The sequence below is a fragment of the Sinorhizobium sp. RAC02 genome (assembly GCF_001713395.1).
Classification (GTDB): domain Bacteria; phylum Pseudomonadota; class Alphaproteobacteria; order Rhizobiales; family Rhizobiaceae; genus Shinella.
The window spans coordinates 2,069,722-2,095,803 of sequence record NZ_CP016452.1 but is presented as its reverse complement, the minus strand read 5'-3'; the positions used below and the strand labels follow the sequence as shown (position 1 = coordinate 2,095,803).

The following is a 26,082-nucleotide window of genomic DNA, read 5'->3' as shown; positions in this document are numbered from 1 at the left end:
CCTATTTGAAGAAGGTCAAAACCTCGTCGAGCTGGACGACATGGCAGTAGATCATGTTGATGATCTCGAGTTCCCGCTTGTGCAGTTCATCCGTTGCCGCAGCACCACAATCGTCGACGACCACCACGCCAAAACTTTCGTCGGCGAGGCTGCGCACGGTCGAGGAGACGCACTGGTCCGTGAAGATGCCGCAGCAGATGACGTCCTTGATGCCCATATTGGCGAGGATCAGGCGAAGATTCGTGCCGGTCAGCGCGCTGTCGGTCGTCTTGGTGATGACGATTTCGTCGGCACGAGGCGCGAGCTCCGGTACTATCTGGCCTTCCGGCAGGTCCTTCGGCAGCAGCAGGTAGTTGAAGCCGGGCTTCTTCTGGCTGAGCGAACGGTCGCGGCCATCCGGCTTCTGGCAGGCAATGCGGGCGTAGATGACCTCCACCTTGCGCTTGCGACATTCATCGATCAGCCGTGCGGTGTTCGGGATTACGGTCCCGCGCACGCGGTCGTAGAACGGTTGCCAACGGGCGGTTTCTTCCGGCGTGTCCTTTGGGTCGAGATAGGTGTTCTGGAGGTCGATGACAAGCAGCGCCGTCGTTTCCGGGTCGAGCACGATGTCGTCCGGCGCCTCGGCATTGGCGTAGTAGAAGGAACGGTAGGCGGTCTTCCAGTTCATGGTGCGGTTTCCTTCTTGCGGCGGGCGCGGGTGAGGATGTGGCCGATCTCGCGGTTGGGGAAGAGACCGCCGGGTTTCAGGATCATCACGGCGATCATGGCGAGCGCCAGCACGATTTCGGTAAGGCCGATGACCTGGCCGGCACCGACGGACGTGGCGTTCAGCGCCGACTCCGTACTACGCAGGCCCTCATAGGCGACGGTGATGAGGACCGTGCCTGCGACAGCGCCAGTCACCGTGTTGGCCCCGCCGATCACCAGCATGGTGACGATCAGGAAGGTCTCCTTGAGGTAGAAGGCTTTTGGCGCAAAGGACGTGATGAAGTGGCCCCAGAGCGCGCCGCCGATGCCGGCGATGAAGGCGGCGAGGATGAAGGCGCGCCAGCGCAGCTGCGGGATGTTGGCGCCGAGGGCTGCGGCCGCGACTTCGTCCTCGCGGGAGGCGCGCAAAAGCTTGCCGGTGCGCGATTCCTTGAAGAGCAGGGCGACGACGACGACGATGCCGGCAACGATGGCGGCGATCGGCATATCCGTCGTCTTCGGCAGGCCGAAAAGGGTGCGCGGGCCGTTGGTGAAGGCGCTCCAGTTGTTCATGACTGTGTAGAGCACGACGAGCAGCGCGAAGGAGGTGATGACCGACGCCGCATCGGACAGTCGCATCAGCGGATAGGCGACGACAGCAGCAACGACTGCGGCCAGAACCCCGGCGGCGAGCATGGCGATAAGGGGCGAGACTTCCACCAGCTTCATGAATTCGTACAGGTCGGGCAGTGCCATGCCCTTCATCTGCGCCGGTATGGTGAGCACCGCGGAGGTGTAGGCGCCAAGCCCCATGAAGCCGATATGGGCGAAGGAGAGCAGGCCGGAATTGCCCATGAAGGTCTGCAATCCGATGACCAGCACCAGCGAGATCAACAGGTTGGTGGCGATGCGGTCATAGAGGCGGATGCCGAGAAGCTGGCTGCCGACACCGATGACGAGGATGACGCCGATGAGGATGAGGGCGGTGAGATAGGAATGTTTCATGGGTTCCGCTCCTCAGGTCCGCTGACCGCTTGCCGGACCCTTGATGAGGCCTTCGGGGCGCCAGAGCAGGATCAGGATGACGAGGCTGAATGTGAAGGCGTCGCGGAACTTCAGGAGGTCCTGCGACAGGGTATAGTTGAGCGTCGTGTCGATAAGCGCGAGCAGGAACCCGCCGACGACGGCACCGGGCAGACTGCGCATGCCGCCGATGACGGTGGCGATGAAGGCGATGAGCAACGGCTCCAGGCCGACGCCCGGCACAACGGTACCGATGCGGCCGATCCAGAGGATTCCGACCACGCCGGCGAGGAAGCCCGAGAGCGCGAAGGCGGACGAGATGATGAGGTTTGCCGGCACGCCGAGCATGCGCGCCATGGTGAAGTTGGTCGCCGCTGCGCGCATGGCGATGCCGAGCGTCGTCTTGCGCATCAGAAAGGCGACGGCGGCGAGCAGCACGATGGACGCGGCAATGGTGATGAGATTGCGCACCGGCGTGATGGCGCCGCCGATCGAGACCGTTTCGGAAAAAATCTCCGGCAACGGCACGTTGCGCGGGCGGGGTGAAATGAAGAGCAGGGCCGCGTTCTGCAAGAGGTTGGAGAAGGCGAAGGAGGTAATGAGGACTGCGGTCACCGACTTGGCGCGCACCGGACGGAAGGCGGCATAGTCGGTGATGATGCCGAAGACGATCGCCATGACGACGGCGAGCACCGCCATGATGATCCAGGGCAGGCCGGAGCCGCTTGTCAGGAACATCGTGTAGCCGGCGACCATGATGAGCTCGCCATAGGCGAAGTTCACCAGTCGCAGGATGCCGTAGATGATGACGAGGCCGAGCGCCATCAGGGCATAGGCGCCGCCGAGGCTCAAGACGTCGATGACGAACTGGATTGCGAAAGCCATGGGTCAGCCTCCCAGATAGTGCGCGCTGAGATCGCTGGTCGCGCGGATCTCGTCGGGCGTGCCGGATGTGACGACCGCGCCGAGCCGCATGACATAGGCGCGATCGGCGACGGCAAGTGCCTGGTTCACGTTCTGCTCGACGAGCAGGATGGTGAGGCCGGACTTTTTCAGCGTCTCGATCATCTCGAAGATGCGTTCGACGATCGCTGGCGCAAGCCCGAGCGAGGGTTCGTCGAGCAGCAATACAGTGGGGCGCGACATCAGCGCACGGGCGATGACGAGCATCTGTTGCTCACCGCCGGACAGCGTGCCGGCCGGCTGGCGCGAGCGCTCGGCAAGGCGCGGGAACAAGGTGTGTTGCCGTTCAAGATTCTGCCGATTGCCGGCCTGGTCGCGCCGGTGGATGTAGGCGCCGAGCATGAGGTTTTCGGCGACTGTCAGGTCCGGAAACACGTCGCGGGTTTCGGGTACGGTGGCGAGACCGGCGCGCACAACCTGTTCGGGGCTGGCAGACGTGATGTCCTTGCCGTCGAGCGTGATGGACCCGCCCGACGCCTTCAACGCGCCGGCAATGCATTTGAGCGTCGAGGATTTGCCGGCGCCGTTCGCGCCGAGCAGGCTCACCAGTTCGCCCTTGCCAACGGTGAAGTTGATGCCGCGCACGGCACGGATCGTGCCGTAGCTGACGGAGAGGTCGCGGATATCAAGCATGGGCCGCTCCCTTGCCGAGATAGGCCTCGATGACCGCCGGGTGGCCGCGGACATGGGCAGCATCCCCTTCCGCGATGGTGCGGCCGGAGGCGAGCACGTGCAGCCGGTGGCAGAGGCGCATGATGAGACCCATGTCGTGGTCGATGATGAGAAGACCGAGGCCGCGTTTCTTCGGCAGTTCGGACAGCGTGTGCAGCAAGGTTTCCGTCTCGGCGTCGTTCATGCCGGCCGCCGGTTCATCGAGCAGCAGGAAGCGCGGCTCCGCTGCGAGCGCCCGAGCAATTTCCACGCGCCGTTTGTCGCCGTAGCTCAGGCTTTCGCCCAGCTCGTCCGCCTTGGCCGTCAGGCCAAGTTCGCTGAGCAGGCCTTTCGTGCGCTCGGCGGCGACAGCAAGCGAAGCACCCTTTGCCAGCGCCGCGGCCTCGACGTTTTCCAGAACCGTCATTGTGTTGAACAGCCGCACGATCTGGAACGAGCGGCTGATGCCTTGCAGCGCGATCTCGCGCGGGGAGAGACCAGACAGCCTGGTATCGCCGGCGGTGATCGTACCGCCTGCCAGTTTCACCTGGCCGGTAATAGCATTGATGAGCGTCGTCTTGCCGGAGCCGTTCGGCCCGATGAGGCCAACGACCTCGCCGGTCAAAACGGAGAGAGACACATGGTCGAGGGCGCGGAGGCCGGTGAATTCCACCGACACGTCGTTTACCGCGAGGCGCGTTTCAGACATGGCTTTTCCGAAGGTGATGGGCCGGCCTTTCGGCCGGCCCGTAAACGGGAACGATCAGGGCTTCGGCAAGGATTCCGGCTTGCGCCATCCCACGAAGGTCGGCTTGCCACCCTTGAGCTCGATCAAAGCCGCGGCCTTGTTCGGCACATGGCCTTCCTCGTTCGTACCGTAATCGAGGTCACCCGTGAGCAGCTTGAACTGGCCGTCTTCCAGCGCCTTGGCAACGGCTGCGCCATCGGTCGAGCCGGCCGCGGTAATCGCCTGAGCGAGCATCATGATCGTGTCCCAGCCGGTCGAGACGAAGGAGGTGTCCGGGTCCTTGCCGAACATCTCCTTGTAGAGGCCGATGAATTTTTCCATTTCTGGATCGGCCCCCGCTCCCATCCAGGTGTGGGTGACGAAGTAGACGTTGTTGCCGAATTTCTCGCCGAGCGCTTCGTGCATGGCCGGGTCGTCATAGGCATCGCCACCGAGAATCGGCGCATCGTAGCCGACTTCGCGCAGGGCGCGGATGATCACGCCGATATCCGTGCCGTAGGACGAGACAAAAATCACGTCCGGCTTCTTGCCAAGCGCCTGGAGACGCGCGAGCTGGGCGGAAAAGTTGTTGTCGCCGTTCGTATAGGTGTCTTCGAGCAGGATCTCGCCGCCATCGGCCTTGAACTGTTCGACGAAGTATTTCGACAGCGACTTGGTGTAGGCGATGAACTGGTCGGTGACGACATAGGCCGTCTTCCAGCCCTTTTCCTTGACCGCGAAGTCGGCGGCCGTCGCGCCCATCGTGGTGTTCCACATGGAGAGCGTGAACTGCTTGTCGCCCAGCGACCACGAGGAATAGAGCGGGTCGGAAGCGCAGGTGGAGATGCCGACGAGGTTGGCGGTCTGCGCCTCGCGGCTGGCCGGCGAACCGAAGTCGAAGTCGCAGGGCGCGACGATGACCTGGGCGCCCTTGTCGATCAGCTCGACGGCGACGTTGCCGACTGTCACCGGATCGGATTTGCCGTCGATGTTGATGAACTCGACCTGCTTGCCGAGCACGCCGCCATTGTCGTTCAGATATTTCACGGCGACTTGCGCGCCATTATAGCCGGGCGTGTCGAGCGGTGCCTGAATGCCCGTCATCGACAGTGCCCCGCCGATCACGATCTTGTCGTCGGCGGCAAAGGCCGTGGTGGAGGCGAGCGCAAAACTCGCTGCCAGAAGCAATGTGGAAGTCTTCATCATGGTCGTTCCCCTTAGTGATGCCTTTTCGGCAATGAATGGATCAGCGGTCCGGCCTTTTTGTTTTGTTGTGCGGCCCGCTTTCGAATGCTCCTCGTTTCCGTCCCGTCGGTTCGTTCCGGGTTTTTACTGTCCGATTTCCTTCAGGAGATCGTCGGTCGAAATCTGGCGGCAATAGCCCTTGATCGCACTCAGCGATGTGTTGTGGCGCGCCTCGGAATAGGTGCCGCAGGCATCCGGCACGAGCGTCACCAGGTAATTGAGATCGCAGGCGTCGCGGATCGCCGATTCCACGCACTGGTCGGTGAGCAGTCCACAAAGCACAAGTTGCTTCACGCCGAGATTGCGCAGCGTGTAGTCGATATGGGTGGAGACGAAGACACTCGACGAACTTTTCGGGAAGACGATTTCGTCTTCCAGCGGCTCCAGCTCGTCGATCACCTTGCCGTCCCACGAGCCCTTCGGCACGTTGAAGCCGGTGATCTTGTAGTCGAGGCTGCGGTCGCGGCCATCCTTGGTCAGGCTCTCGATCGTCGTGTGCAGCACTTCGATGCCGGCCTTGCGGAAACCGGCAAGTAGGCGCTGCATGTTCGGGATCGCCACCTCGTGGATGCGCTTGAAATAGTAGCCGTATTTACCGTCGATTTCCGCTTCGGAAACGTCCTTGAACTCGCCGCCCTCGCGGCGCACGGAAAAGTTCTGCACGTCGATGAAGAGGATGGCTGATGCCGCCGGGTCGAGCGGGATTTCGCGGGTGGTGAGATGGTTAGCGGCCATCAGGCTTTTCCTTCGATTCTGTCTGCGGCAAGGCGGAGGGGGCCGGCCAGACGGTCGGCCCATTCCTCCTGCCCGCGGGCATCGGTGATAAGATCGTTGCGCACTTCGAGAAGCACGTGCGGAATGCCGCGCCGCTCGCCATGCACGGGGATGGTGTAGTCGGAGACGTCGTCGACGTGATACGGCGCGTTGAGCTTGACGGTGACGTCCGGATTGGCGGCACGAAAATGCTCCGCCAGCCGTTCGGCAAGACGGGCGTCGCGATTGTAGAGTAGGCCGAGTTCGAAATCCCGCACGGCGCCCGTCGCACGCATGACCGGCGTGAAGCTGTGCACCGAGACGAGGAAAAGCGGTTTTCCGTTCGCCTGGCGCTGGTCGAGTGCCACGGCGATCGCCTCGTGCAGCGGCTGGTGGATTTCCACATAGCGGCGGGAGCGATCGAGATCCGTGATGTCGGCGTTGACCGGAACCACCGTGCCGTCGCTTTGCGTGACGATGCAGTCCTTTGCCTCCAGCGGGCGATTGCAATCGATGACGAGACGGCTGTAGCGCTGAAGGATGAGCGCCGCATCGAGCCGTTCGGCAAGGCCACGCGCCACACCCTCGGCGCCGACGTCATAGGCGATATGGCGCTCCATCTCCTCGGCTGGAATGCCGAGATCGCCGAGGGCGCGCGGCACGGCACGGCCGGCATGCTCGCAGGTCAGGAAGATCGGTGAAGAGCCGGCGGAGTTGAGCCACTCCACGGGATCGGGGTCGCCCGTCTGCAGCAATCTGGTCGTCTCGCGGCCTGCGAACCTGAGCATGGAATGGTATCCGTCATGCGGCTCGGCGAGGGCCGGGCGCTGGCTTCTTATGGTGAGCAGTCAAAGAAATTTCTCGATCATAGTCAACATAATTTTTCCATTTGACTATTTTTTTTCATAGCGCAATATCCACGCCAACAACGGGAACGAACACCAATGAGCGATGGGAAATCATCGACGACGATCCGAACGAGGATCCGCGAGGCCGCAGCGCAGCTGACGGCGAGCGAGCGCAAGATCGCCAATGCCATCCTTGCCGACTACCCCTTCACGGGCCTCGAGAGTATCCAGGAGCTGGCGGCGAAGACCGGGGTCAGCGCACCCTCGATCACCCGTTTCGTCAGCAAGATCGGCTGCAGTGGCTTCCAGGACCTGCAGCGCCAGTTGATCGCCGAGCTGAAGGAGGGGCAGCGCTCACCGCTGGACCTGAAGTCCAGCCAGAAGCCGGTCGGGCATTCGGAGTTCCTGTCGGAATATGTCGCCCGCGTTTCCGCCGTCATGCAGGAAATGACGGCAACGGTTTCGCAGGCGCAGTTCGACATTCTCGCCGGCCTGCTCGCCGATCCGTCGCGCAATATCTTCCTGCTCGGCGGTCGTGTCAGCGACAATGTCGCCGCGTTCCTGTCGATCCATCTCAGGCAGATCCGCAGCGGCATCTACCACATGGCGGACAATCCGGAATTCTGGCCGGAGCACGTGCTGCGCATGCGCAAGAAGGACGTCGTGCTGCTCTTCGATTTTCGGCGCTACCAGCTCAGCCTTTCGCGTCTCGCCGAAACGATCGCGGAAAAACGCGGCGCGACGATCGTCGTGGTCACCGACAAGTGGATGTCGCCGGCCGCTCGCAGCGCCGATCATATCGTGGCCCTGCCGATCGATGCCGGTACGGCCTGGGACACGGTGGCCGCTGCCATGGCGCTTGTCGAGGCGCTGATCGTGCGCGTCTCCGAGGCTGATTGGGAAGCAACGCAAAAACGCATCAAGGATTGGGACGGCATTCGCTTCGAGATGCCGGGCTATGACCAGGACAAGATCAACGGGGACGCAGATGAAACGTGAGGAAATGATGGTTGCCTGCTGTGGCGACCTTTCGGGCAAGGTGCGCGGCAAGGCTTTTCCGCTGGTACAGATGGAGAAGCGCTTGAAACGGGGCGTCGGCTGGACGCCGACCAACGTGCAGATCACCTGCTTCGACAACATTGCCGAAAGCCCATTCGGCTCGCTTGGCGATCTCGTGCTGATTCCGGATCCTGCGACCAGCGTCAGCATCGAGAGCGAAGAGGGTGCGCCGAACGAAAACTTCGTGCTCGGCAACATCCGTTACACCGATGGCCGGCCATGGGAATTCTGCACACGTTCCATCCTGGAAGCGGCGCTGGAGCGCCTGCAACGGGTGGCGGGCGTCACGCTCTACGGCGCGTTCGAGCATGAATTCCAGATCAAGCATCTCGTCTCCGACATCGGCAAGGCCTTCACGCTCGGCGGCTTCCAGGAGGAGCGGCATTTCTGCGAGGCGATCATCGCGGCCATGCGTCAGGCGGGGGTCACGCCCGATACGATCCTCAAGGAATTCGGCGCCGGCCAGTTCGAGGTCACGATGGGGCCGCAGAAGGGCGTCACGGTCGCGGACCATTCGCTGATCACCCGCGAACTCGTCGGCCTCGTCGCCCGAGAGCTTGGCTACGATCCGACCTTCACCCCGATCCGCGATCCAGCCGGGGTCGGCAACGGTGTGCATGTGCATATCAGCATGCTGGATTCGACTGGCAATCCGGTCACGTACGATCCGGATGGTAAGCACGAGCTTTCCGATGTCGCCGGAAAATTCGTGGCGGGCATTCTGAAATATCTCGATTCGATTATCGCCATCACCGCACCGAGCGTCGTCTCCTACCTGCGTCTCACCCCGCATCGCTGGAGTGCCGCCTTCAACAATCTCGGCTTCCGTGATCGCGAGGCCTCGGTGCGCATCTGCCCGGTCTCCGATATCAGCGACATCGCCCGGGCTGCCCAGTTCAATTTCGAATTCCGCGCCGCCGACGGCACCGCCAACCCGCACTTGACGCTCGCCGCGATCATCCACGCCGGGGTGCAGGGTATCGAGGAAGAGCTGGAGGTACCGGAGGCGACGCAGGAGGACCTCTCGCTTCTGAACGTGGAGACGCTTGCTGCACGCGGTTACGTCCGTCTGCCGCAAACGCTCGAAGCCGCCCTCCAGCGCTTCAAGGAGAATGCGACGGTTTGCGGCTGGTTTCCGGAAGGCTTTGCGGATGTCTACGTCAAACACAAGGAAGGCGAAATCGCCTATCTCGCCGGCAAGACACAGAAGGAAATCTGCGAAGCCTACGAGAGTGCCTACTGAGGTAAGCGGGAAAAGGAGGATATTTCATGCACAAGCAGGATGCCATCAAGGCGGTTTGGGACATCATCGACGCGGATAGCAGCCATGTCGTCGGTTTGACACAGGATCTGGTACGAATCCCGTCCGTCAATCCAAAATTCTTCCAGGATGCCGCGCAGAACCGCGAGCCCGACGTCCAGAAGCGTCTGCAGGCGGAACTCGAAGATCTGGGCTTCTCCTGCGAGCAGTGGGATGTGTTTCCAAACCGTCCCAATCTCGTCGGTACGGTTGCCGGGAACGAGGAGAAGAGCCTTATCCTCTGCGGCCACGTCGATACGGTGCCAATCAGCGATGAAAGCAAATGGACGGTCGATCCCTTCGGCGGCGAAATCAAGGAGGGCAAGCTCTACGGACGCGGTGCACTCGACATGAAGGGCGGCGTTGCCGCTTGCGTTGCAGCCTATGCGGCGATCCGCAAGGCGGGCCTGACGCTTGATGGCCGGCTATCGATCCATGCTGTTGTTGACGAAGAGGCCGGTGGTTTCGGCGCGATGGATGCGGTAGCCAAAGGCAAGCTTGCCAAATCGGTGCTGGTTGCCGAGCCGACCTGGGGCGACATCCTGCCATGCGAGGGGGGCCTACACTGGGTGCGCCTGACCATCAAGGGTCGGCAGGGCCACGCCGGCTGGCGCTTCAATGAGGTCTGGCCTCAGCCGAATTCACCAGGCCGGATCCAGCCGGGGGTCAACGCCGTCGAACTCGCCGCTCGCTTCCTGAATGCCTTGCGCGACTATGAAAGCATGCGCTGCCGCACGACCCATCATCCGCTTGTGCCGCCGGGGCTGAACACGATCAATCCGGGCGTGTTGCGCGCCGGCGCTGGTCTTGGCCCGGACGGACTGCCTATGGTGATGGGCAACCCCGCAATCATTCCCGATGTCGCAGTCCTCGACCTCGATTTCAAGTTCCTGCCGAACGAATCTCCGGAGCAGGTGCGGGCGGAATTCGAGGCCTTCATCCATCACTTCTGCCAGCAGGACCGCTGGCTGCGCGATAATCCGATCGCGATCGACTGGTATCTCGCCGATCTCTATTTCCCGCCGATGGACACGCCGGTCGACCACCCGATCGTCGCCTCGCTGGCAAGGCACAAGACGGCGTTGGGCAAGCCCTTCCGGATTCGTGGCTTCGAGGCCGTGTGTGATGCCGCGCACTATGCCGGCGCGGGTGCCGCGGGCGTCATCTACGGGCCAGCCGGCGACGGCCTGCATGGCTTTGACGAATTCGTCACGATCGAATCCCTCGTGGAAGCCGCGAAAGTCATTGCCGCAGCGACGATCGATTTTTGCGGAACGAAATAGCCATAAAACAAGGGAACCGAACGCATGCGACACATCACAAGAACATTCATGCTGACAGTAGCGCTGTCATCCGGCGCGCTTGCTGCCTTGCCTGCGCTGGCGCAGGAGAAGATCGCCAGGATCGGCATATTGGCACCAATTTCCGGCGGTGCTGCGGCAGACGGGCAGGACACCCAGCAAGGCGCTACGCTTGCGGTCGAGGAGATTAACGCGGCTGGTGGTGTCAACGGCTACAAGCTCGAAATCGCTGTCGCCGATACGCGTGACCTCGGCCCTTCCGCTGTCACCAGTGCCGTCGAGCGCCTGCTGAGCGACGAAGGCGTCAACATGGTCATGACCGGCTATGCCAGTGCTTCCAACTTCGAGATTGAAGCGATGGCCGAGGCCGGCATGCCCTATTTCCTCGCCGGAAACTCGACACAGACCGCCGATATCATTGCAGACGCGCCGGACGATTTCCCGACGATCTGGTCCTTCGCTCCGTCCTACGATCTTTATGAAACCGGCATCATGCCCGTCATCGAGCGCTGGCAGAGCGAGAAGAAGCTGACGCTTTCCAACAAGAAGATCGCCTTCATCACCTCCGACAACCCTTACTCCAAATCGATCTATGAAGGCATGATGGAAGATGCCAAGGCGCGCGGTTGGGAAATCACGGCAACGGAAGTCGTGCCGTTCGGCGAAATCAATGACTGGCGGGCGTTCCTCAGCAAAACCAGGCAGGATCCGCCGGCCGTGATCGTCAATACGGATTACCTGCCCGGCAACGCGGCGACTTTCACCAGCCAGTTCCTGGAGAACCCGACGCAATCGCTGGTCTTCATCCAATATGCCCCGACGGTCCCCGAATATCTCGAGCTGACCAAGGAGAAGGCGACCGGCATCATCACCTCCACGATGATCGGCGTGCTTCCAAACGAGCGCGCGGCGGCGATAAACAAGGCATACAAAGCGCGCTATGACATTGATGCAAGCACCTATGCCCAGGCGCTCTACGAAATGGTCTACATCTATCGCGACATTCTTGCAGCGGGCGTCGACCCGGCGGATCGGCTCGCGGTCAGCAAGGCGATCGGCGACGTCAAGGATCGCGTCACTGCCCTCGGCATCGTTTCGTTCGACCCCAAGACGCACCTGGCCGTCGCCGGAGACGATTTCATGCCGCTGCAGATTTTCCAGGTCTGGGACGGTAAGCGCGCGCTCCTGTCCCCCACACGCTGGGCGGACGGCGAGCTCCAGACGCCACCATGGCTGAAGAAGTAAGGTTGCCGGCGGCCGTAAACACGGCCGCCGGACTACCCGATCGTCCGAAAGCCAGCCAGGAGAACCAGATGGCGGCAATTCTTCTCGATGTCGGCAACGTCACCAAGCGCTTTGGCGCCTTCGTGGCGGTGAACGACGTCACGTTCGACGTCCGTGAAGGCGAAGTGCTCGGTATTGCCGGCCCGAACGGCAGCGGCAAGAGCACGCTCTTCAACATATTGACTGGAATCCCCTTCGGCCGCGACGCAGGCGAAATCCGCTTTCGCGGTCAATCGGTCGGGCGGCTGAAGCCCTTCGAGATCGCTCGCCTCGGCCTTGTGCGCACGTTCCAGAAGGATAGCGATTTCAAGACCCTCTCCGCATTTGACAATGTCATGATGGGCACATGGTGTTGCGGCCCGATATCGGTCTCGCAGAAGCGCGATCTTGCGGCGGCGGCGCTCGATAAAGTCGGCTTCGCGCTCGAACGCTTCCACCTTACGGCCGGTGACCTTTCGGTCTTCGACAGAAAGCTTCTGATGATCGCGAGCGCGCTTGTCTCCTCACCGCACTTGCTGATGCTCGACGAACCGGCCTCCGGCCTCACCAAGCCGGAGATCGACGCCCTGCGCGACCTGTTGATCGAGCTCAACGCCGGCGGCTTGACGATCGTTGTCATCGAACATGTGCTGCCATTGCTCATGGCCGTGGCACAACGGCTGATCGTGCTTAATGAAGGGCGCATCCTGAGCCAGGGCGATCCTCAGGTGGTCGTTCGCGACGAGCGCGTCATCAGCGCCTATCTCGGAGGGCAAGCGAGCCATGCACACGCTTCTTGAAGTCGAAGACCTGACGGCGGGATATGGTGACCATCAGGTTCTGAACGGCCTATCGTTCAAAATGGCTAAGGACGAGAATATCGGTCTCTTTGGCCCCAACGGGCATGGCAAAACGACTCTTTTCGAAACGATCAGCGGATTGATTAAACCGGCATCCGGCAAGATCACTTTCGACGGGCGCGACATAACCGGTCGCTCGCCGCGCGACATCGTCGAGATCGGCCTGATCCATGTGTCCCAGGGCAATCGGCTGTTTTCCGACATGATGGTCGGCGAGGTTCTCGCACTCGGTGCCTATTCCCGTCGGGCAAGAGCCCGCATGCGGCAGAACATCGAAATGGTGGAGGCGCTTTTTCCGCGGCTGGCGGAACGGCGCCGGCAGAAATGTGGCACGCTTTCGGGCGGCGAGCGGCAGATGCTGAACCTCGCCGTCGGGCTGATGGCCTGTCCGCGCCTCCTCATTCTGGACGAGCCAACACTCGGCCTTTCGCCGCGATTGAAGGACGAACTTGCAGCGGCGATCGCGCGCATCGCCGAGGGCGGCATGCCGCTTCTCGTGGTCGAGCAGGATATCGATTTCCTGCTGCGGCTCGCCTCGCGGCTCTACCTCGTCAATCACGGCGTGGTCGCCCGCACAATCGAGGTCGGTAGCGACAGCTTCGGCCATGCCGATGTCATGAAGGAGTATTTTGGGATGACGGGGCACTGACATGGCTGATATCATTGTCTCGATCCTCGTCAGCGGCCTCGTGCTCGGCTCCCTCTACGCCCTGATGGCGAGTGGGTTGTCGATGGTGTGGACGACACTCGGCATCTTCAATTTCGCCCATGGCGTCTCGATGACTGTCGGGGCCTATGTGGCCTATGAAATCGCCCAGCGCCTGGGCCCCGGCCTATGGGTAGGATACTCGATTCTCATCGCGCTCGTCGTCATGGCCGCCATCGGCGCGGCGTTCGAATATCTGCTGATCCGTCCCTTCTATGGCCGCGACGACATGGTGCTCGTCACCATCATGACCACGCTTGCGGGCCTGACTTTCCTGGAAAACGGCGTGCTGACCGTCTGGGGGCCGCGGCTGAAGCAGTTGGAGCCGCTAATTGGCGGAAACATCTCCTATGGATTGGTGAACATCTCCCGGCAGGAGTTGATCATCGTGCTTGTCGCGCCGGTCATCCTCATGGCGCTGTTCTTTGTGCTCAACCATACCCAGATCGGCCGGGCGATCCGGGCGGTGGGGCAGAACCAGAAGTCTGCGCAACTGATCGGCATTCCGGTCACGAGGATGTTTCTCGTCTCCTTCGGGCTTGCGGCAGCGCTTGCCGGCCTCGCTGGCATGCTGCTTGCCGGGGTGCGGCTGATGACACCGACCATGGGCGCCGACCCGCTTATGAAGGCCTTGATTGTCGTGATCTTCGGCGGGCTGGGCTCCGTCGGCGGCTCGATCGGGGCGGCCTATGTCATCGGCTTCCTCGAAGCGATCCTCATTTTTACGGTCGGTATCTACTGGACGCCGTCCATGCTGTTCCTGCTGATGGTTCTGGTCCTGCTGTTTAGGCCGCAAGGCCTGTTCGGTGCAAAAAACCCGTCGTCGCTATGAGGTGGATATGATCAACCGACCGCTCGCCATCGCCGCAGTCCTCATGTTGTTGCTGCTGCCGCTCGTCCTGCAAGGGCCGTACATTCGTCATCTTTTCATCCTGGCCTTTCTCTTTGCGATCGTCGCTGCGAGCTGGGACCTGACGCTCGGTCTCACCGGCCTCTTCAATTTCGGCCATATCGCCTTCTTCGGGCTCGGCGTCTATACGGCCGGAATCCTGACCACGCAGGTCGGCGTCGATCCATGGTTGGTCATTCCAATCGCCGGTATCGTCGCCGCGCTGGCTGCGTTGGTCGTGGCGGCGCCGACGCTTCGGCTGCGCGGCATCTATGTTGTGCTCGTCACCTTTGCCTTCTCGCAGCTTTGCCTGCAGGTCGTGATGAGCCAGGGCGATCTCACCGGTGGAGCCGGCGGCATCGTACGCGTACCGAGCCTCCGGATCGGTGACTACAACCTCGCCCGCGATCAACGGCTCGGCTACTATTATGTCTCCCTTGTCCTTTCCCTTGCCTGCATAGCGGCTCTTATCGCGATCGCGCGGTCGTCTCTCGGCAAGACGGCGCGGGCCGTGCGCGACAACCCGGAATACGCCGCTGCGCGCGGGATCGACCAGACACGCATCCGGCTGACGATGCTGGTTATCAGCGCCATTCCTACCGGTATTGCCGGCGCGCTCTACTGCATCTACTTCCGCGTCGCCGCGCCGGAAGTCTTCTCCTTCAGCACCTCGACGCTGATCCTCACGATGCTTCTGGTGGGGGGCGCCGGCAGCATCGTCGGCCCTGCGGTCGCGGCGGTCGGGATCGTCATGATCAGCGAGTATCTTGAACAGTTCCCCGATCTCAAGGCGACCAAACACATGCTGCTCGCGGTCGGCATCATCCTGGTGCTCCGCTTCTTTCCCGGTGGATTGGCGCAGATATCGTCCAACATGTTCGCGAGGCCCGCCAAGCCGGCCGACACCACCCCCGAACGATCTGAAGAGTTAGGCCGTAGGTGAACCATTGCTTAGATGCAAAACGACAAGAGAAATCGTTGCCCACTGCGGATCGCGCGCAAGAACGGCGCGACAAATGAACTGCCACCGGAGCGCGCCCCAATTCCGCTTCCTTGAATGGCGGCCTGGCCCAGGTTCGGGTCTTCACGATTCACCCCTTCCGGGGACACGCGCGCAAGCGCGGCGGCTTGGCTTTGCCTCCGCGTTGATCGTGACTGTCCCAGTGGAGCGATCAAACTACATCGCGATGTCCATGTAGTTCTGCTTCAGGTACGGAACCGAAACGAATGGGAAGAGTGTCTCGTTCCTTGCATTGCCGCGAGTCTCAAAGGAGACGTTCGCCTGAAATGCTGGCCCTTGGCCAATGAGTGTATCTTAGAAACAAATTCCGATTTGGTTCGTGACAGAACCCCATAGCTCACTACCAGCCGAGGCCTTCGGATATTTTCCTGGCGGCGTCCTTCAGCAGGGCGACGTAGCGCTGGACATCGGTGTCCTGCGTGCGAAAGGCCGGGGCGGCGACGTTCACGGCGGCGATCACCGAGCCGTCGAAGGCTAGAACCGGGACGGAGACCGACACGAGCTGATCGCTGACCTCGCCGCGGCTGACGCAATGGCCGGCCTCGCGGATGCGCTTCAGCTCGGCGTCCAGCTTTGCACGGCTAGTGATCGTCCGGGGTGTGAACCGCTCGAGTTTTTCCGGGATCATCTGGGCCTGGACCTGCGGTGGCAGGTAGGCGAGGAGCACCTTGTAGGAGCCCGCATAAAGCGGCCGGCGCCGTCCGATCATCGAATGCACACGCAGGTCGCGCGTCGGCTCGAATTTGGCGATGCACAGGGATTCACCGTTGTCGATGATCCTCAGCTGGGTCGTTTCATTCACCTTCTGCCCGAGCTGTTCCAGGATCGGGTTTGCAATTCTGACCAGGTCGACCTGGGTCGAGGCGGCCGTGCCGAGCACGATGGCAGTGTTGCCAAGGCGATAGGTCCCGCTGCTGCTCTTGCGGACCAGCCCGCGGCATTCCATTGTGCGTAACATTCGCAAGATTCTTGGCTTGGTTTCACCGGTGCTCTTGGCAATGTCGGCCAGCCGACAGTCTGGGTTCTTTGCCACATCGAGGAGCACATCGATGCAAACATCAACTGCCTGAACAGTAGAGCTTTTTTCCAACATTTTCTCATCTTTCGCGGAGCGTTTTCGTCGCGGAAACAGTCGCATTTCAGCCTGGAACGATGTGTTTCATCTATCGTAACACGCTGGTTTTCTATTTGACAATATGCACCCAGGGAACTTACGTTTTTTCCAAGAGAGGCTGAGAACCGCTCGTCAGGCTGGCGCTAGACCGGCAGGAAACTCCAACTGGGATTGTAAAGATGACCGCAAAGATATTGACGCGGGCCGCCATTGCGCTGCTCGGTACCATCGCCGTTCCTGCATTGGTCGTAGCGCAGGAGAGCCCCCTGATGATAGGCATGTCGACCACGCCGACGACCCTCGATCCGCATGAGGACAGCTCTGCGCCGAACAACGCCACGTCCCGTCACGTCTGGGACAGCTTGATCAACCTCACCGGCACATCGGCAAACGACCCGGAACTGGCCACCGAATGGAAGGCTGTCGACCCCACACACTGGGAATTCAAGCTGCGCGCCGGCGTAAAATTTCACGACGGCAGCGAGTTCAACGCCGACGATGTCGTGGCCTCCCTGCTGCGGGCCCGCGACAAGCCGAGCCAGGGTTTTGCCTCCTACACCCGCAACATCGCGAACGTGACCGCCAAGGATCCACTCACCGTCATCGTCGAAACCAAGGTTCCTGATCCGCTCATCCTGAACTCGGTCAGCCGTATCCGCATTATCAGCGCCGACTGCAAGGATGCACCGGTGCAGGATTTCGACAGCGGCAAGTGTGCGGTCGGAACGGGGGCCTATTCCTTCGTGTCCTATTCGCCGGGTAGCGACCTGACGCTGAAGCGCAACGACGGCTATTTCGCCGGCGCCTCGCACTGGTCGAACGTCACCCTGCGCTTTCTACCCGATGACGGCGCCCGGCTGGCATCACTGCTATCGAACGAGATCGACGTCATCGAGGCGCTTCCGGCCGACGGCATGGCCCGCGTCGAGACGAGCGATACGCTGCAGGTCATCAACGGTCAGTCGTCGCGCCTCGTCTATCTCGGCATGGACGTCAGCCGTGATGCCTCGCCCTTCATCAAGGCCGCAGACGGATCTGACCTTGGCAAGAACCCGCTCAAGGATACCAAGGTCCGCCGGGCCATGCTGATGTCGATCAATCGCCCGGCGATCGTCGACCGGGTCATGCAGAAGAACGGCACCGTCGCCGACCAGTTCGTTGCCGAGGGATATGCCGGCTACAGCGACAAGGTCGAGAAAGTCGCCTACGACCCGGCCGCCGCCAAGGCACTTCTGGCCGAGGCAGGTTATCCGGACGGCTTCAGCCTGACGTTGCACGGCCCCAACGGCCGCTACGTCAAGGACGCCGAGGTACTCCAGGCCATCGGCCAGATGTTCACGCGCATCGGCATTCAGTCCAAGGTCGAGGTATTGCCCTGGGCGATGTATTCGGAGGCCTATTCGGAAGGCGCCTACAGCACCTATCTCGGCTCGTGGGGCGTCAACACCGGCGAGACGACCAATCCGACCGTCGCCCTGGTCGCCACGCGCGACGAGGCTAAGGGCACCGGGCGCTACAATGGCGGCGGCGTTTCGGATCCGAAGATCGACGACGTGCTCGCCCGCGCCAGCTCCACGCTGGACGAGGCGGAACGCAACCCGCTGCTGCAGGAATTGTCGACACTGACCTTCGGCAATCTCTGGATCCTGCCCATGCACTACGAGAACGTCGTGCTCGGCGCCAAGAAGACGGTTGCCTACACCCCGCGCGGCGACAAGTACACGCTCGCCTATGACGTGAAGCCCGCGAACTGATCGCAGGCTGCGGGGGCCGCACCAAGCGGCCCCCAAACTATCGGATATCCCAGGAGACAATCATGCAGGAACTCGGAACGGGCGACGCCAATGCCCGGGCGAAGGCGATCTATGACTATGGCCAGACGGCGATCTTCGCCTCGAAAGTCGACCCGCGCCTTCATATGCTGCTCTACGTGCCGCCCACGGCGGTCGATGGCCGCAAAATCGACCTTCTGGTCGCGGTGCACGGCACGGGCCGCACCTCGGCTATTGATTTTCGCGACGGTTTTGCCGAGTTCGGTCTCTACAACGACTGCGCCATCCTGTGTCCGATCTTCCCTGTCGGCGTACTCGGCGACGACGCGCGCTCCGGCTACAAGTTCATCGAGGAAGGCGACATCCGCTACGACCATGTCGTGCTCGCCATGGTCGAGGAAGTGGCCGTCAAATACGGCCAGGACTGGTCGACCTTCGCCATGTTCGGCTTTTCTGGTGGCGGGCATTTCACCCATCGCTTTGCGATCCTTCATCCGGAAAAACTCTGGGCCGCATCGATCGGCGCACCAGGCTCGGTGACGCTTCTCGATCCGACGCGTGACTGGTGGATCGGCATTCGCGATCTGGAGACGCGGTTCGGCAAACCGTTCCAGCCGCAGGAGCTTGCCAAGGTTCCGGTGCAGATGGTCGTCGGTGGTGCCGATCTGGAGACCTGGGAAATCACCCACAAGCCGGGCGGAAGATATTACATGGAGGGCGCGAACGATGCCGGTGCGACGCGCCCCGAGCGTCTGGCCGCGCTCGCCAACTCGTTCCGCGATGCGGGCGTGGATGTGACGTTCAACAGCGTGCCGGGAGTCTCCCACGACCGGATCAAGGTGCTGGGCCACGTCAAGGCGTTTCTGGCAAAGGTATTGAAGGACCATCGCGCAAAATGAGAAATGCAACGATTGTCGCGCCTCAGCCCGAGGCGGTGGAAGCTGGTGCCCATGTCCTGGAGCGGGGCGGCAATGCCGTAGATGCGGCGCTTGCCTGCGCCTTCGTGCAGGGTGTCGTGGATCCGCAGATGGCCGGCATCGGCGGGTTCGGGTCGATGCATGTGCATATGCCGAAAAAGGGCGTGCACGAAATTCTGGAGTTTTACGCCCGCGCGCCGCTGAAGGCGACGGCGGACATGTGGCAAGGCGCGATCAAGCACGAAAGCCGCGACGGCTTTGGCTATGTGCTGGAAGGAAACGTTTCCGATATCGGCTATCTTGCGGTCTGCACGCCTGGATCGCTGAAGGGCTATGAGACCGCGCTCCGGGATTACGGCACATTCGACTGGGCCGACCTCATCGCGCCGGCGGTGCGTTATGCGCGCGATGGCTTCATGATCCGGAGCCACATGCACTGGTACTGGACCAAGGACCAGTCGAATGACGGCTTTGCCAACACCATTGACAAGCTCAGCTATTCCGCCACCGGCCGGCGCGTCTATTTCCAGGAAGACGGCAGCGTACGGAACATTGGCGATCTGCTCGTCAACACGGACATGGCGCAGACTCTCGAGCGGATCGCGAGAAGCGGCGGCTCCGACATCTTCTACCACGGCGAGATTGCCGAACAGATCGCCGCCGACTTCAAGGCCAATGGCGGCCTGATCGACCGGCAGGACCTGGCCGAATACGAGCTATCGCGCGTCGAACCCGTCTGGGGCGAGTATCGCGGGCATCGCATCGCCACGTCGCCGCCACCCGGCTCCGGCTTTCCCATGCTCGAACTTCTGCACATCATGGAAGAGTTCGATGTCGGCGCGATGCAGCATGGCAGCGTCGAGCATATCCGCATCCTCTTCGAAGCCATGAAGAGAATGACCATCGACAAGGATGCCCATATGGGCGATCCCGCCTATGTCGAGGTGCCCTACGAAAAACTGCTATCGCGTGAGCACGCCAAAGCCCTTGCCGCGTCGATCAAGGCCGGCGAACGAGCGACAGTCTCGCGTCTCGACCGCTCGCAGCGCGACACGACCCATATCTCGGTTATCGACAAGGACGGCAATGCCGTTGCCATGACGCACACGCTGGGCAGCCCGTCCGGCGCGATCACGGAGGGTCTCGGCTTCATGTATAACGGCACGATGAGCCGCTTCAATCCGGTTCCGGGCAAGCCCGGTTCCATCGCGCCCGGAAAGCGGCGCCCAAGCTCCGCCGCCCCAACGATCGTCTTCAAGGACGGCGAGCCCTGCATCGTCATCGGTGCGCCGGGGGGGAGCTATATCGCTCCGTCCGTCGCGCAATGCCTTATGAACATGATCGACTTCGACATGCCGGTGCTCGATGCAGTCGTCGCGCCGCGCATCGCGGGCGTCTCCAACACCATCGATATCTGCAACCGCATTCGCCATTCGGTCGAGGATGCGTTGCGCGCGGATGGGTATCCGGTCGCACGCTCGCCCCAGACCTATGCTTTTGGGGCCGTGCACGCGATCAGGATCGAGAATGGGGTTTCAAGGGGCGCCGCCGATCCGCAACGAGACGGGATGGCGATCTCCGTCGCTTAATGTTTGTCGGGAAAAGCGGGACGGCTTTCCCGAAAAGACGAACGGAAACAAAGTAATCTGGTGTCCATCTGGTTCGCTGTGAGCCGAATGAAATCTAGAGCAGTTGCAGCAGGGGCGCGTCGAGTCCTTGCGACCGGACTTGCATAAAAACAAGGGGAGAAAGCATTGCAAGTGATCCCGTTTTCACCGGAAGTGCTTTGGAGGAGAGTTCAATGGTCACGTCGATAATCAGGCGGTTGATACAGGCGGTGTTTGTCGTCGTTGCGATGACGATAATCGTGTTCATCGGCGTAAACGTCATCGGCAATCCGGTCGATATCCTGATCAACCCGGATGCCAATCAGGCAGAGCGCGCCCTCGTGATTGCCCATTACGGCCTCGATCAGCCGCTCTGGAAGCAATATCTGTTGTTCCTGCAAGGCTTGCTGCAAGGCGATTTCGGCAACAGCTTTGTCTATGGTCGCCCGGCCATGGGGCTGATCCTGGAGCGTCTGCCGGCTACGCTCGAACTGGCGATCACCGCCTTGCTGATCGCCCTCGTCTTCGGCCTGCCGCTTGGTCTCTATGCCGGGCTCTATCCAAACCGGGTGTCGTCTAAACTGATCATGAGCGGCTCAATCCTCGGCTTCTCGCTGCCGACATTCTGGGTCGGCTTGATGCTGATCATGGTCTTTTCGGTCGAGCTGGGTTGGTTGCCGACCAATGGGCGCGGCCCGACACTGGAACTGTTAGGCATAAAATGGTCGTTCCTCACCGGCGACGGGATCAAGCATCTTCTCCTGCCAGCCTTCAACCTCGCCTTGTTCAAGACATCGCTGATCCTGCGATTGACGCGCGCCGGTGTGCAGGAGGTGCTGCCGCAGGACTACATCAAGTTTGCCCGCGCGAAAGGCCTGCGCGAGCGCCGGGTGATCACCGTGCATGTGCTGAAGAACCTGATGATCCCGGTGGTGACCATCATCGGGCTCGAATTCGGCTCGCTGATCGCTTTCTCGGTGGTCACCGAAAGCATTTTTGCATGGCCGGGCATGGGCAAGCTGATCATCGATTCGATCAACCTTCTCGATCGCCCCGTCATCGTCGCCTACCTGATGATGATGGTCCTGCTCTTCGTCGTCCTGAACTTCATCATCGACGTCTGTTACACCCTTCTGGATCCGCGGGTCCGACTGGATTCAAAGGCTTAGACCATGTCCGGAAACAACACCCACGATACGGATACGACTGCTTCGGAGCCGAGCCGCCTTTCCAAGGGCATTGTCGACTTCTACGCTTCACCGGCCGCCGCCATCGGCTTCGTCACCCTTCTGGCCATCTGTTGCCTGGCGCTCCTTGCGCCCTGGATATCGCCGCAGAACCCCTACGATCTGATGCAGCTCGACATCATGGACGGGCGCCTGCCGCCGGGCTCGGAATCGATGACAGGCCTGGTCTACCACCTCGGCACGGACAGCCAGGGGCGGGACATCTTGTCCGGCATCCTCTACGGCCTTCGTACGTCGCTGATGGTCGGCGTGTTGTCCGCTCTGGCGGCGGCCACCATCGGCACGACGGCCGGGCTGTTTGCCGCCTATATGGGGCGCCGGACGGAAACGGTGATCATGCGCCTCGTCGATCTGCAGCTTTCGTTTCCGACGATCCTGATGGCGCTGATGCTGCTCGCAGTCCTCGGCAAGGGCGTCATCAATGTGGTCATCGCGCTGATCATCGCCGAGTGGGCGACCTATGCCCGCACCGTGCGTGCAACGGCCCTTGTCGAGCGTGAGAAGGAATATATCGAGGCGGCGCGCATGCTGCGTCTGCCGGGCTGGCGTATTCTCTTCCGCCACCTGCTTCCCAACTGTCTTGCGCCCGTCATCGTCATCGCCACTATGCAGGTGGCCCGCGCGATCGGCCTTGAGGCAACGCTGTCCTTCCTTGGCCTTGGCGCATCGGTCACCGAACCGTCGCTCGGCATGCTGATCTCGACGGGATACCAGTATCTCCTGACCGGGCTTTACTGGATCAGCTTCTTTCCCGGCATCGCGCTCCTGCTCACCATCGTCGCCATCAACCTTGTCGGCGACCGCCTGCGCGATGTCCTCAATCCGAGGAACGCATCATGAGCGCGCTGCTGCAGGTCCGCAATCTGGTAACCGAGTTCGGTGGCGGCAAGGGACAGCCCGGCACGCGGGCGGTCAACGACGTGTCGTTCTCGATCGAGCGTGGCCGCGTGCTCGGCCTCGTGGGCGAGTCGGGCTCGGGAAAGTCGGTCACCGGCTTTTCCATCATCCGGCTTTTGGAGCGGCCCGGCCGCATCGCCGCGGGCCAGATCCTCTTCGACGGCGTGGATATTGCCGGGAACTCGGAAGAGGAAATGCGGCGCCTGCGCGGCAAGCGGATCGCCATGGTGTTCCAGGATCCGACGATGACGCTCAATCCCGTCCTGTCGGTCGGCACCCAGATGGTCGAGGCCGTGCTGGCCCATGAGACCATGCCGAAGGAGATGGCGCGTCAGCGCGCCCGCGACGCCCTCGGCCTGGTCGGTATTCCGAGCCCGGAGGAACGGCTTGCGGCCTATCCCCACCAGTTTTCCGGCGGCATGCGGCAGCGCGTGGCCATCGCCATTGCCCTTTTGCACAAGCCAGACCTCATCATTGCCGACGAACCGACGACGGCGCTGGACGTCACCATTCAGAGCCAGATCATCGCGGAGTTCCAGAAGCTTGCCGAGAAATCGAAGACCGCGGTGATCTGGATCACCCACGACCTGGCGATCGTCTCCCGGTTGGCCGATGACATCGCCGTCATGTATGCAGGCCGGCTGGTGGAAACCGGACCCGTCTCCGATGTCCTCAACGACCCCCGCCATCGCTACACTGCCGGCTTGATTGCCTCGGTGCCTTCGCAGAACAGGCGCGGAGAGCGCTTGCGCCAGATCAGCGGCATGACGCCGGCTCTCAACCGGCTCCCGCAAGGTTGCAGCTTCCGCACGCGCTGCGAGTGGGCCGACGAGGGCTGCCTGACCATGCCGGATCTCGCGGTACAGGGCGACCGGTCTTTCCGCTGCATCCATCCCGTGACGAAAGTATCTGCACCATGACGGCTGTCGACACCCCCCTGATTGAAGCCAGAAATGTATCGCAGCGCTTTGGCACCAAGCCGGATCTGGCCGCCTGGATCGCGCTCGGCCTGAAACTGGCAAAACCCGCGCCCGTCGTTCACGCGCTGGACGAGGTCAGTCTCAGCATTCGCAGTGGCGAGGTCGTCGGTCTCGTAGGCGAAAGCGGCTGCGGAAAATCGACCCTCGGCCGCGTCATCGCGGGTATCGCCAAGCCGACCGGTGGCAGCGTGCTGTGGAAAGGCATGGACCGCAACACCATGACATCCGCCCAGTGGAAGGAAACTGGCCTTTCGACGCAGATGATTTTCCAGAACCCGATGGCCGCGCTCAACCCGCGCATGACGGTCGAGGACTTGGTCTTCGAGGCGCCGAAAACCCATGGTCTGGCGACCTCGGCGGAACGCGTGTCCTATGTGGACAACTACCTGACTTTAGCCGGGTTCGATCCGTCGATGAAGACGCGTTACCCTCACCAGTTCTCGGGCGGCCAGCGCCAGCGCGTCAACATTGCGCGGGCGCTTGCCGTCAAGCCGCAGTTCCTCGTCTGCGACGAGAGCGTCGCCGCCCTAGACGTGTCCATCCAGGCCCAGGTAATCAACCTGTTCATGGATCTGCGCGACCAGCTTGATCTGACCTATCTCTTTGTCAGCCATGACCTCGGCGTGGTGGAGCACATTTCCGACCGGGTCGCGATCATGTATCTCGGCCGGATCGTCGAGGAAGCGCCGGTGGAAGAGGTCTTCCGGCGGCCCAATCATCCCTATACGAAAGCCCTGCTTGCGGAGGTTCCCCGCATCGAAACCGGCAAGCGGGCCTTCAAGTCCGTGGAAGGCGAACTGCCCAGTCCGCTCGACCCGCCCAAGGGCTGTCATTTCCATCCGCGGTGTCCGTTCGCCATCGATCGCTGCCGGGTGGAGGTTCCGGTGCGCAAGGAAGTGGCACCGAAGCATCTGTCGGCCTGCCATCTGAACGGCTGAGACGGGACGCAAAATCCGACACTGCAATACGAGAGACTGGAGGCCAGCCATGGCTGAAACAAATTCCGCTTCCGGCGTCAATGACGTGACGTCGCTGATTGCCGCCATCGTCGAGGAGAACGAAGCGCGCTTCATCGATATCCGCCGGCGTATCCACGAATATCCGGAAATCGCCTTCGAGGAGGTGAGGACCGCGGCCCTCGTTGCGGAAACCCTGGCAAACCTTGGCATCGAACACCAGACCGGTGTCGGCCGCACGGGTGTCGTCGGGCATATCCGCGGCAAGCGGCCCGGCCCGACCTTGCTGATCCGGGCGGACATGGACGCCCTGCCGATGCAGGAGCAGACCGGCCTTGACTATGCGAGCAAGATTCCGAACCGCATGCATGCCTGCGGCCATGATCTCCACACCGCAACGGTGCTAGCAGTCGGGGCCGTGCTGAAGCGCCTGGAAAACCGGCTGGTCGGCAATGTCCGGCTGATCTTTCAGCCGGCCGAGGAGGCTATCGGCGGCGCGAAGGAAATGATCGCCGACGGGGTGATGGAGGGCGTCGACATGGCTCTCAGCCTGCACAACCGGCCCGAAATTGCGGCCGGCCAGTTCGGCATCGTGCACGGCTACGCCAACTCCGCGGTCGATTCCTTCGACATCACCGTACGCGGTAAAGGCGGGCATGCGGCGCGCGCCTACGACGCCATCGACCCCATCGTCATCGCCGCCCAACTGATCGGCCAGTTGCAGACCATCGTGTCGCGCGACGTGCGGGCACTCGATGCCTGCGTGGTGACGGTCGGCTCGATCCATGCGGGAGAGGCAAGAAACATCATCCCCGAAAGCTGCGAGCTGAAAGGCACCGTGCGCAGCCGGCAGCCGGAGGCTCGCGACGCGGCGGAGGCCGGTTTGCGTCGCCTTTGTGAGGGTGCGGCGTTGGGGTTCCGGGCAGGTTGCGACTTCACCTACAGGCGCGGCACGCCCCCCATTTTCAACGATCCGGGCATGCTCCAGCGGACGCTCGCCTCCATCAACACCCAGCTCGGCGACGTGGCGTTCGATTATGAACCGAGTATGGGCGGCGAGGACTTTGCGCTGATCGCGCAGATGGTTCCCTCGTTCCGGCTGCTTGTCGGCTCCTCGCAGCCAGGTCGCTCGGACAAGGTGCACAATCCCGACTATCAGCCGGACGAGCGATCGATCGCCTTCGGGACGCTGGCGCTCGCGAGGGCGGCGGTTGATCTTCTAAGCTGAGCACTACTCATCTCGCACGCTATGGCGCACTGAAACCTTCTTGATCTCAGCCGCGGCCACCCTCC

25 protein-coding genes are annotated in these 26,082 nt (G+C 61.9%); 16 read left to right on the top strand and 9 right to left on the bottom strand.

Going from position 1 to position 26,082, the window contains the following annotated elements; all coding sequences use genetic code 11:
- Position 1: 1 nt before the first annotated feature.
- The 8 genes from BSY16_RS30755 to BSY16_RS30720 form a co-directional block, all read right to left on the bottom strand.
- Positions 2 to 670 (bottom strand): cysteine hydrolase family protein, encoded by a 669-nt coding sequence (locus BSY16_RS30755; protein WP_069063520.1) that lies wholly within the window; start codon positions 668 to 670, stop codon positions 2 to 4.
- Positions 667 to 1,695, bottom strand: a complete 1,029-nt coding sequence (locus tag BSY16_RS30750) for a branched-chain amino acid ABC transporter permease (RefSeq protein WP_069063519.1) — start codon at positions 1,693 to 1,695, stop codon at positions 667 to 669. Before BSY16_RS30750 ends, BSY16_RS30755 begins: the two co-directional genes overlap by 4 nt.
- A 12-nt stretch (positions 1,696 to 1,707) precedes the next feature.
- The gene (locus BSY16_RS30745) at positions 1,708 to 2,598 is read right to left on the bottom strand and encodes a branched-chain amino acid ABC transporter permease (RefSeq protein WP_069063518.1); all 891 of its coding nucleotides are present in this window, start codon (positions 2,596 to 2,598) and stop codon (positions 1,708 to 1,710) included.
- A gap of 3 nt (positions 2,599 to 2,601) precedes the next feature.
- A complete protein-coding gene (locus BSY16_RS30740) occupies positions 2,602 to 3,309 on the bottom strand; it encodes an ABC transporter ATP-binding protein (protein WP_069063517.1) in 708 nt (235 codons plus the stop codon).
- Positions 3,302 to 4,036, bottom strand: coding sequence for an ABC transporter ATP-binding protein (locus BSY16_RS30735; RefSeq protein ID WP_069063516.1), 735 nt, complete (start codon positions 4,034 to 4,036; stop codon positions 3,302 to 3,304). The genes BSY16_RS30740 and BSY16_RS30735 overlap by 8 nt, the downstream gene beginning before the upstream one ends.
- Positions 4,037 to 4,090: 54 nt before the next feature.
- Positions 4,091 to 5,260, bottom strand: coding sequence for an ABC transporter substrate-binding protein (locus BSY16_RS30730; RefSeq protein WP_069063515.1), 1,170 nt, complete (start codon positions 5,258 to 5,260; stop codon positions 4,091 to 4,093).
- Positions 5,261 to 5,383: 123 nt separating this feature from the next.
- Complete coding sequence (locus BSY16_RS30725; RefSeq protein WP_069063514.1) at positions 5,384 to 6,034, bottom strand: cysteine hydrolase family protein; 651 nt, start codon at positions 6,032 to 6,034, stop codon at positions 5,384 to 5,386.
- On the bottom strand, positions 6,034 to 6,840 hold the full coding sequence (locus tag BSY16_RS30720) for an N-formylglutamate amidohydrolase (RefSeq protein WP_069063513.1): 807 nt from the start codon (positions 6,838 to 6,840) through the stop codon (positions 6,034 to 6,036). The genes BSY16_RS30725 and BSY16_RS30720 overlap by 1 nt, the downstream gene beginning before the upstream one ends.
- A gap of 156 nt (positions 6,841 to 6,996) precedes the next feature.
- On the opposite strand from BSY16_RS30720, the gene BSY16_RS30715 reads away from it, so the two are divergent.
- From BSY16_RS30715 to BSY16_RS30680, 8 genes are all read left to right on the top strand, one after another.
- A complete protein-coding gene (locus BSY16_RS30715; protein ID WP_069063512.1) occupies positions 6,997 to 7,899 on the top strand; it encodes a MurR/RpiR family transcriptional regulator in 903 nt (300 codons plus the stop codon).
- A complete protein-coding gene (locus tag BSY16_RS30710) occupies positions 7,889 to 9,202 on the top strand; it encodes a type I glutamate--ammonia ligase (protein WP_150130200.1) in 1,314 nt (437 codons plus the stop codon). Before BSY16_RS30715 ends, BSY16_RS30710 begins: the two co-directional genes overlap by 11 nt.
- A 26-nt stretch (positions 9,203 to 9,228) precedes the next feature.
- Entirely contained in the window at positions 9,229 to 10,542 is a 1,314-nt protein-coding gene (locus BSY16_RS30705) for a M20 family metallopeptidase (RefSeq protein ID WP_069063510.1), read from the top strand.
- Between the two features lie 48 nt (positions 10,543 to 10,590).
- Positions 10,591 to 11,805, top strand: coding sequence for an ABC transporter substrate-binding protein (locus BSY16_RS30700; RefSeq protein WP_286157295.1), 1,215 nt, complete (start codon positions 10,591 to 10,593; stop codon positions 11,803 to 11,805).
- A 68-nt stretch (positions 11,806 to 11,873) separates the two neighbouring features.
- A complete protein-coding gene (locus BSY16_RS30695) occupies positions 11,874 to 12,623 on the top strand; it encodes an ABC transporter ATP-binding protein (protein WP_069063508.1) in 750 nt (249 codons plus the stop codon).
- A complete protein-coding gene (locus BSY16_RS30690) occupies positions 12,607 to 13,332 on the top strand; it encodes an ABC transporter ATP-binding protein (RefSeq protein WP_069063507.1) in 726 nt (241 codons plus the stop codon). The genes BSY16_RS30695 and BSY16_RS30690 overlap by 17 nt, the downstream gene beginning before the upstream one ends.
- 1 nt (position 13,333) lies before the next feature.
- Positions 13,334 to 14,221, top strand: coding sequence for a branched-chain amino acid ABC transporter permease (locus BSY16_RS30685; protein WP_069063506.1), 888 nt, complete (start codon positions 13,334 to 13,336; stop codon positions 14,219 to 14,221).
- A gap of 7 nt (positions 14,222 to 14,228) precedes the next feature.
- Positions 14,229 to 15,221, top strand: a complete 993-nt coding sequence (locus tag BSY16_RS30680; protein WP_150130199.1) for a branched-chain amino acid ABC transporter permease — start codon at positions 14,229 to 14,231, stop codon at positions 15,219 to 15,221.
- Positions 15,222 to 15,639: 418 nt separating this feature from the next.
- Here BSY16_RS30680 and BSY16_RS30675 read toward each other — a convergent pair whose 3' ends face one another.
- A complete protein-coding gene (locus BSY16_RS30675; protein ID WP_150130198.1) occupies positions 15,640 to 16,392 on the bottom strand; it encodes an IclR family transcriptional regulator in 753 nt (250 codons plus the stop codon).
- Positions 16,393 to 16,592: 200 nt separating this feature from the next.
- On the opposite strand from BSY16_RS30675, the gene BSY16_RS30670 reads away from it, so the two are divergent.
- From BSY16_RS30670 to BSY16_RS30635, 8 genes are all read left to right on the top strand, one after another.
- Complete coding sequence (locus BSY16_RS30670; RefSeq protein WP_069063503.1) at positions 16,593 to 18,167, top strand: ABC transporter substrate-binding protein; 1,575 nt, start codon at positions 16,593 to 16,595, stop codon at positions 18,165 to 18,167.
- Positions 18,168 to 18,229: 62 nt separating this feature from the next.
- Positions 18,230 to 19,084 carry an alpha/beta hydrolase family protein gene (locus tag BSY16_RS30665; protein WP_069063502.1) on the top strand — a complete coding sequence of 285 codons (855 nt, stop codon included), beginning with the start codon at positions 18,230 to 18,232 and terminating at the stop codon, positions 19,082 to 19,084.
- Positions 19,081 to 20,691, top strand: coding sequence for a gamma-glutamyltransferase (gene ggt, locus BSY16_RS30660; RefSeq protein ID WP_069063501.1), 1,611 nt, complete (start codon positions 19,081 to 19,083; stop codon positions 20,689 to 20,691). The genes BSY16_RS30665 and ggt overlap by 4 nt, the downstream gene beginning before the upstream one ends.
- Positions 20,692 to 20,903: 212 nt before the next feature.
- Positions 20,904 to 21,878, top strand: a complete 975-nt coding sequence (locus BSY16_RS30655) for an ABC transporter permease (protein WP_069063500.1) — start codon at positions 20,904 to 20,906, stop codon at positions 21,876 to 21,878.
- Between the two features lie 3 nt (positions 21,879 to 21,881).
- The gene (locus tag BSY16_RS30650) at positions 21,882 to 22,796 is read left to right on the top strand and encodes an ABC transporter permease (RefSeq protein WP_069063499.1); all 915 of its coding nucleotides are present in this window, start codon (positions 21,882 to 21,884) and stop codon (positions 22,794 to 22,796) included.
- Complete coding sequence (locus BSY16_RS30645; RefSeq protein WP_069063498.1) at positions 22,793 to 23,773, top strand: ABC transporter ATP-binding protein; 981 nt, start codon at positions 22,793 to 22,795, stop codon at positions 23,771 to 23,773. The genes BSY16_RS30650 and BSY16_RS30645 overlap by 4 nt, the downstream gene beginning before the upstream one ends.
- On the top strand, positions 23,770 to 24,771 hold the full coding sequence (locus tag BSY16_RS30640; RefSeq protein WP_069063497.1) for an ABC transporter ATP-binding protein: 1,002 nt from the start codon (positions 23,770 to 23,772) through the stop codon (positions 24,769 to 24,771). Before BSY16_RS30645 ends, BSY16_RS30640 begins: the two co-directional genes overlap by 4 nt.
- Before the next feature lie 49 nt (positions 24,772 to 24,820).
- Positions 24,821 to 26,017, top strand: coding sequence for a M20 metallopeptidase family protein (locus BSY16_RS30635; RefSeq protein ID WP_069063496.1), 1,197 nt, complete (start codon positions 24,821 to 24,823; stop codon positions 26,015 to 26,017).
- Positions 26,018 to 26,082: the final 65 nt, after the last annotated feature.

Coding starts and splice junctions, on each gene's coding strand:
- BSY16_RS30755 (WP_069063520.1), bottom strand. CDS start 670: ATGAACTGGAAGACCGCCTACCGTTCCTTCTACTACGCCAATGCCGAG.
- BSY16_RS30750 (WP_069063519.1), bottom strand. CDS start 1,695: ATGAAACATTCCTATCTCACCGCCCTCATCCTCATCGGCGTCATCCTC.
- BSY16_RS30745 (WP_069063518.1), bottom strand. CDS start 2,598: ATGGCTTTCGCAATCCAGTTCGTCATCGACGTCTTGAGCCTCGGCGGC.
- BSY16_RS30740 (WP_069063517.1), bottom strand. CDS start 3,309: ATGCTTGATATCCGCGACCTCTCCGTCAGCTACGGCACGATCCGTGCC.
- BSY16_RS30735 (WP_069063516.1), bottom strand. CDS start 4,036: ATGTCTGAAACGCGCCTCGCGGTAAACGACGTGTCGGTGGAATTCACC.
- BSY16_RS30730 (WP_069063515.1), bottom strand. CDS start 5,260: ATGATGAAGACTTCCACATTGCTTCTGGCAGCGAGTTTTGCGCTCGCC.
- BSY16_RS30725 (WP_069063514.1), bottom strand. CDS start 6,034: ATGGCCGCTAACCATCTCACCACCCGCGAAATCCCGCTCGACCCGGCG.
- BSY16_RS30720 (WP_069063513.1), bottom strand. CDS start 6,840: ATGCTCAGGTTCGCAGGCCGCGAGACGACCAGATTGCTGCAGACGGGC.
- BSY16_RS30715 (WP_069063512.1), top strand. CDS start 6,997: ATGAGCGATGGGAAATCATCGACGACGATCCGAACGAGGATCCGCGAG.
- BSY16_RS30710 (WP_150130200.1), top strand. CDS start 7,889: ATGAAACGTGAGGAAATGATGGTTGCCTGCTGTGGCGACCTTTCGGGC.
- BSY16_RS30705 (WP_069063510.1), top strand. CDS start 9,229: ATGCACAAGCAGGATGCCATCAAGGCGGTTTGGGACATCATCGACGCG.
- BSY16_RS30700 (WP_286157295.1), top strand. CDS start 10,591: ATGCTGACAGTAGCGCTGTCATCCGGCGCGCTTGCTGCCTTGCCTGCG.
- BSY16_RS30695 (WP_069063508.1), top strand. CDS start 11,874: ATGGCGGCAATTCTTCTCGATGTCGGCAACGTCACCAAGCGCTTTGGC.
- BSY16_RS30690 (WP_069063507.1), top strand. CDS start 12,607: ATGCACACGCTTCTTGAAGTCGAAGACCTGACGGCGGGATATGGTGAC.
- BSY16_RS30685 (WP_069063506.1), top strand. CDS start 13,334: ATGGCTGATATCATTGTCTCGATCCTCGTCAGCGGCCTCGTGCTCGGC.
- BSY16_RS30680 (WP_150130199.1), top strand. CDS start 14,229: ATGATCAACCGACCGCTCGCCATCGCCGCAGTCCTCATGTTGTTGCTG.
- BSY16_RS30675 (WP_150130198.1), bottom strand. CDS start 16,392: ATGTTGGAAAAAAGCTCTACTGTTCAGGCAGTTGATGTTTGCATCGAT.
- BSY16_RS30670 (WP_069063503.1), top strand. CDS start 16,593: ATGACCGCAAAGATATTGACGCGGGCCGCCATTGCGCTGCTCGGTACC.
- BSY16_RS30665 (WP_069063502.1), top strand. CDS start 18,230: ATGCAGGAACTCGGAACGGGCGACGCCAATGCCCGGGCGAAGGCGATC.
- ggt (WP_069063501.1), top strand. CDS start 19,081: ATGAGAAATGCAACGATTGTCGCGCCTCAGCCCGAGGCGGTGGAAGCT.
- BSY16_RS30655 (WP_069063500.1), top strand. CDS start 20,904: ATGGTCACGTCGATAATCAGGCGGTTGATACAGGCGGTGTTTGTCGTC.
- BSY16_RS30650 (WP_069063499.1), top strand. CDS start 21,882: ATGTCCGGAAACAACACCCACGATACGGATACGACTGCTTCGGAGCCG.
- BSY16_RS30645 (WP_069063498.1), top strand. CDS start 22,793: ATGAGCGCGCTGCTGCAGGTCCGCAATCTGGTAACCGAGTTCGGTGGC.
- BSY16_RS30640 (WP_069063497.1), top strand. CDS start 23,770: ATGACGGCTGTCGACACCCCCCTGATTGAAGCCAGAAATGTATCGCAG.
- BSY16_RS30635 (WP_069063496.1), top strand. CDS start 24,821: ATGGCTGAAACAAATTCCGCTTCCGGCGTCAATGACGTGACGTCGCTG.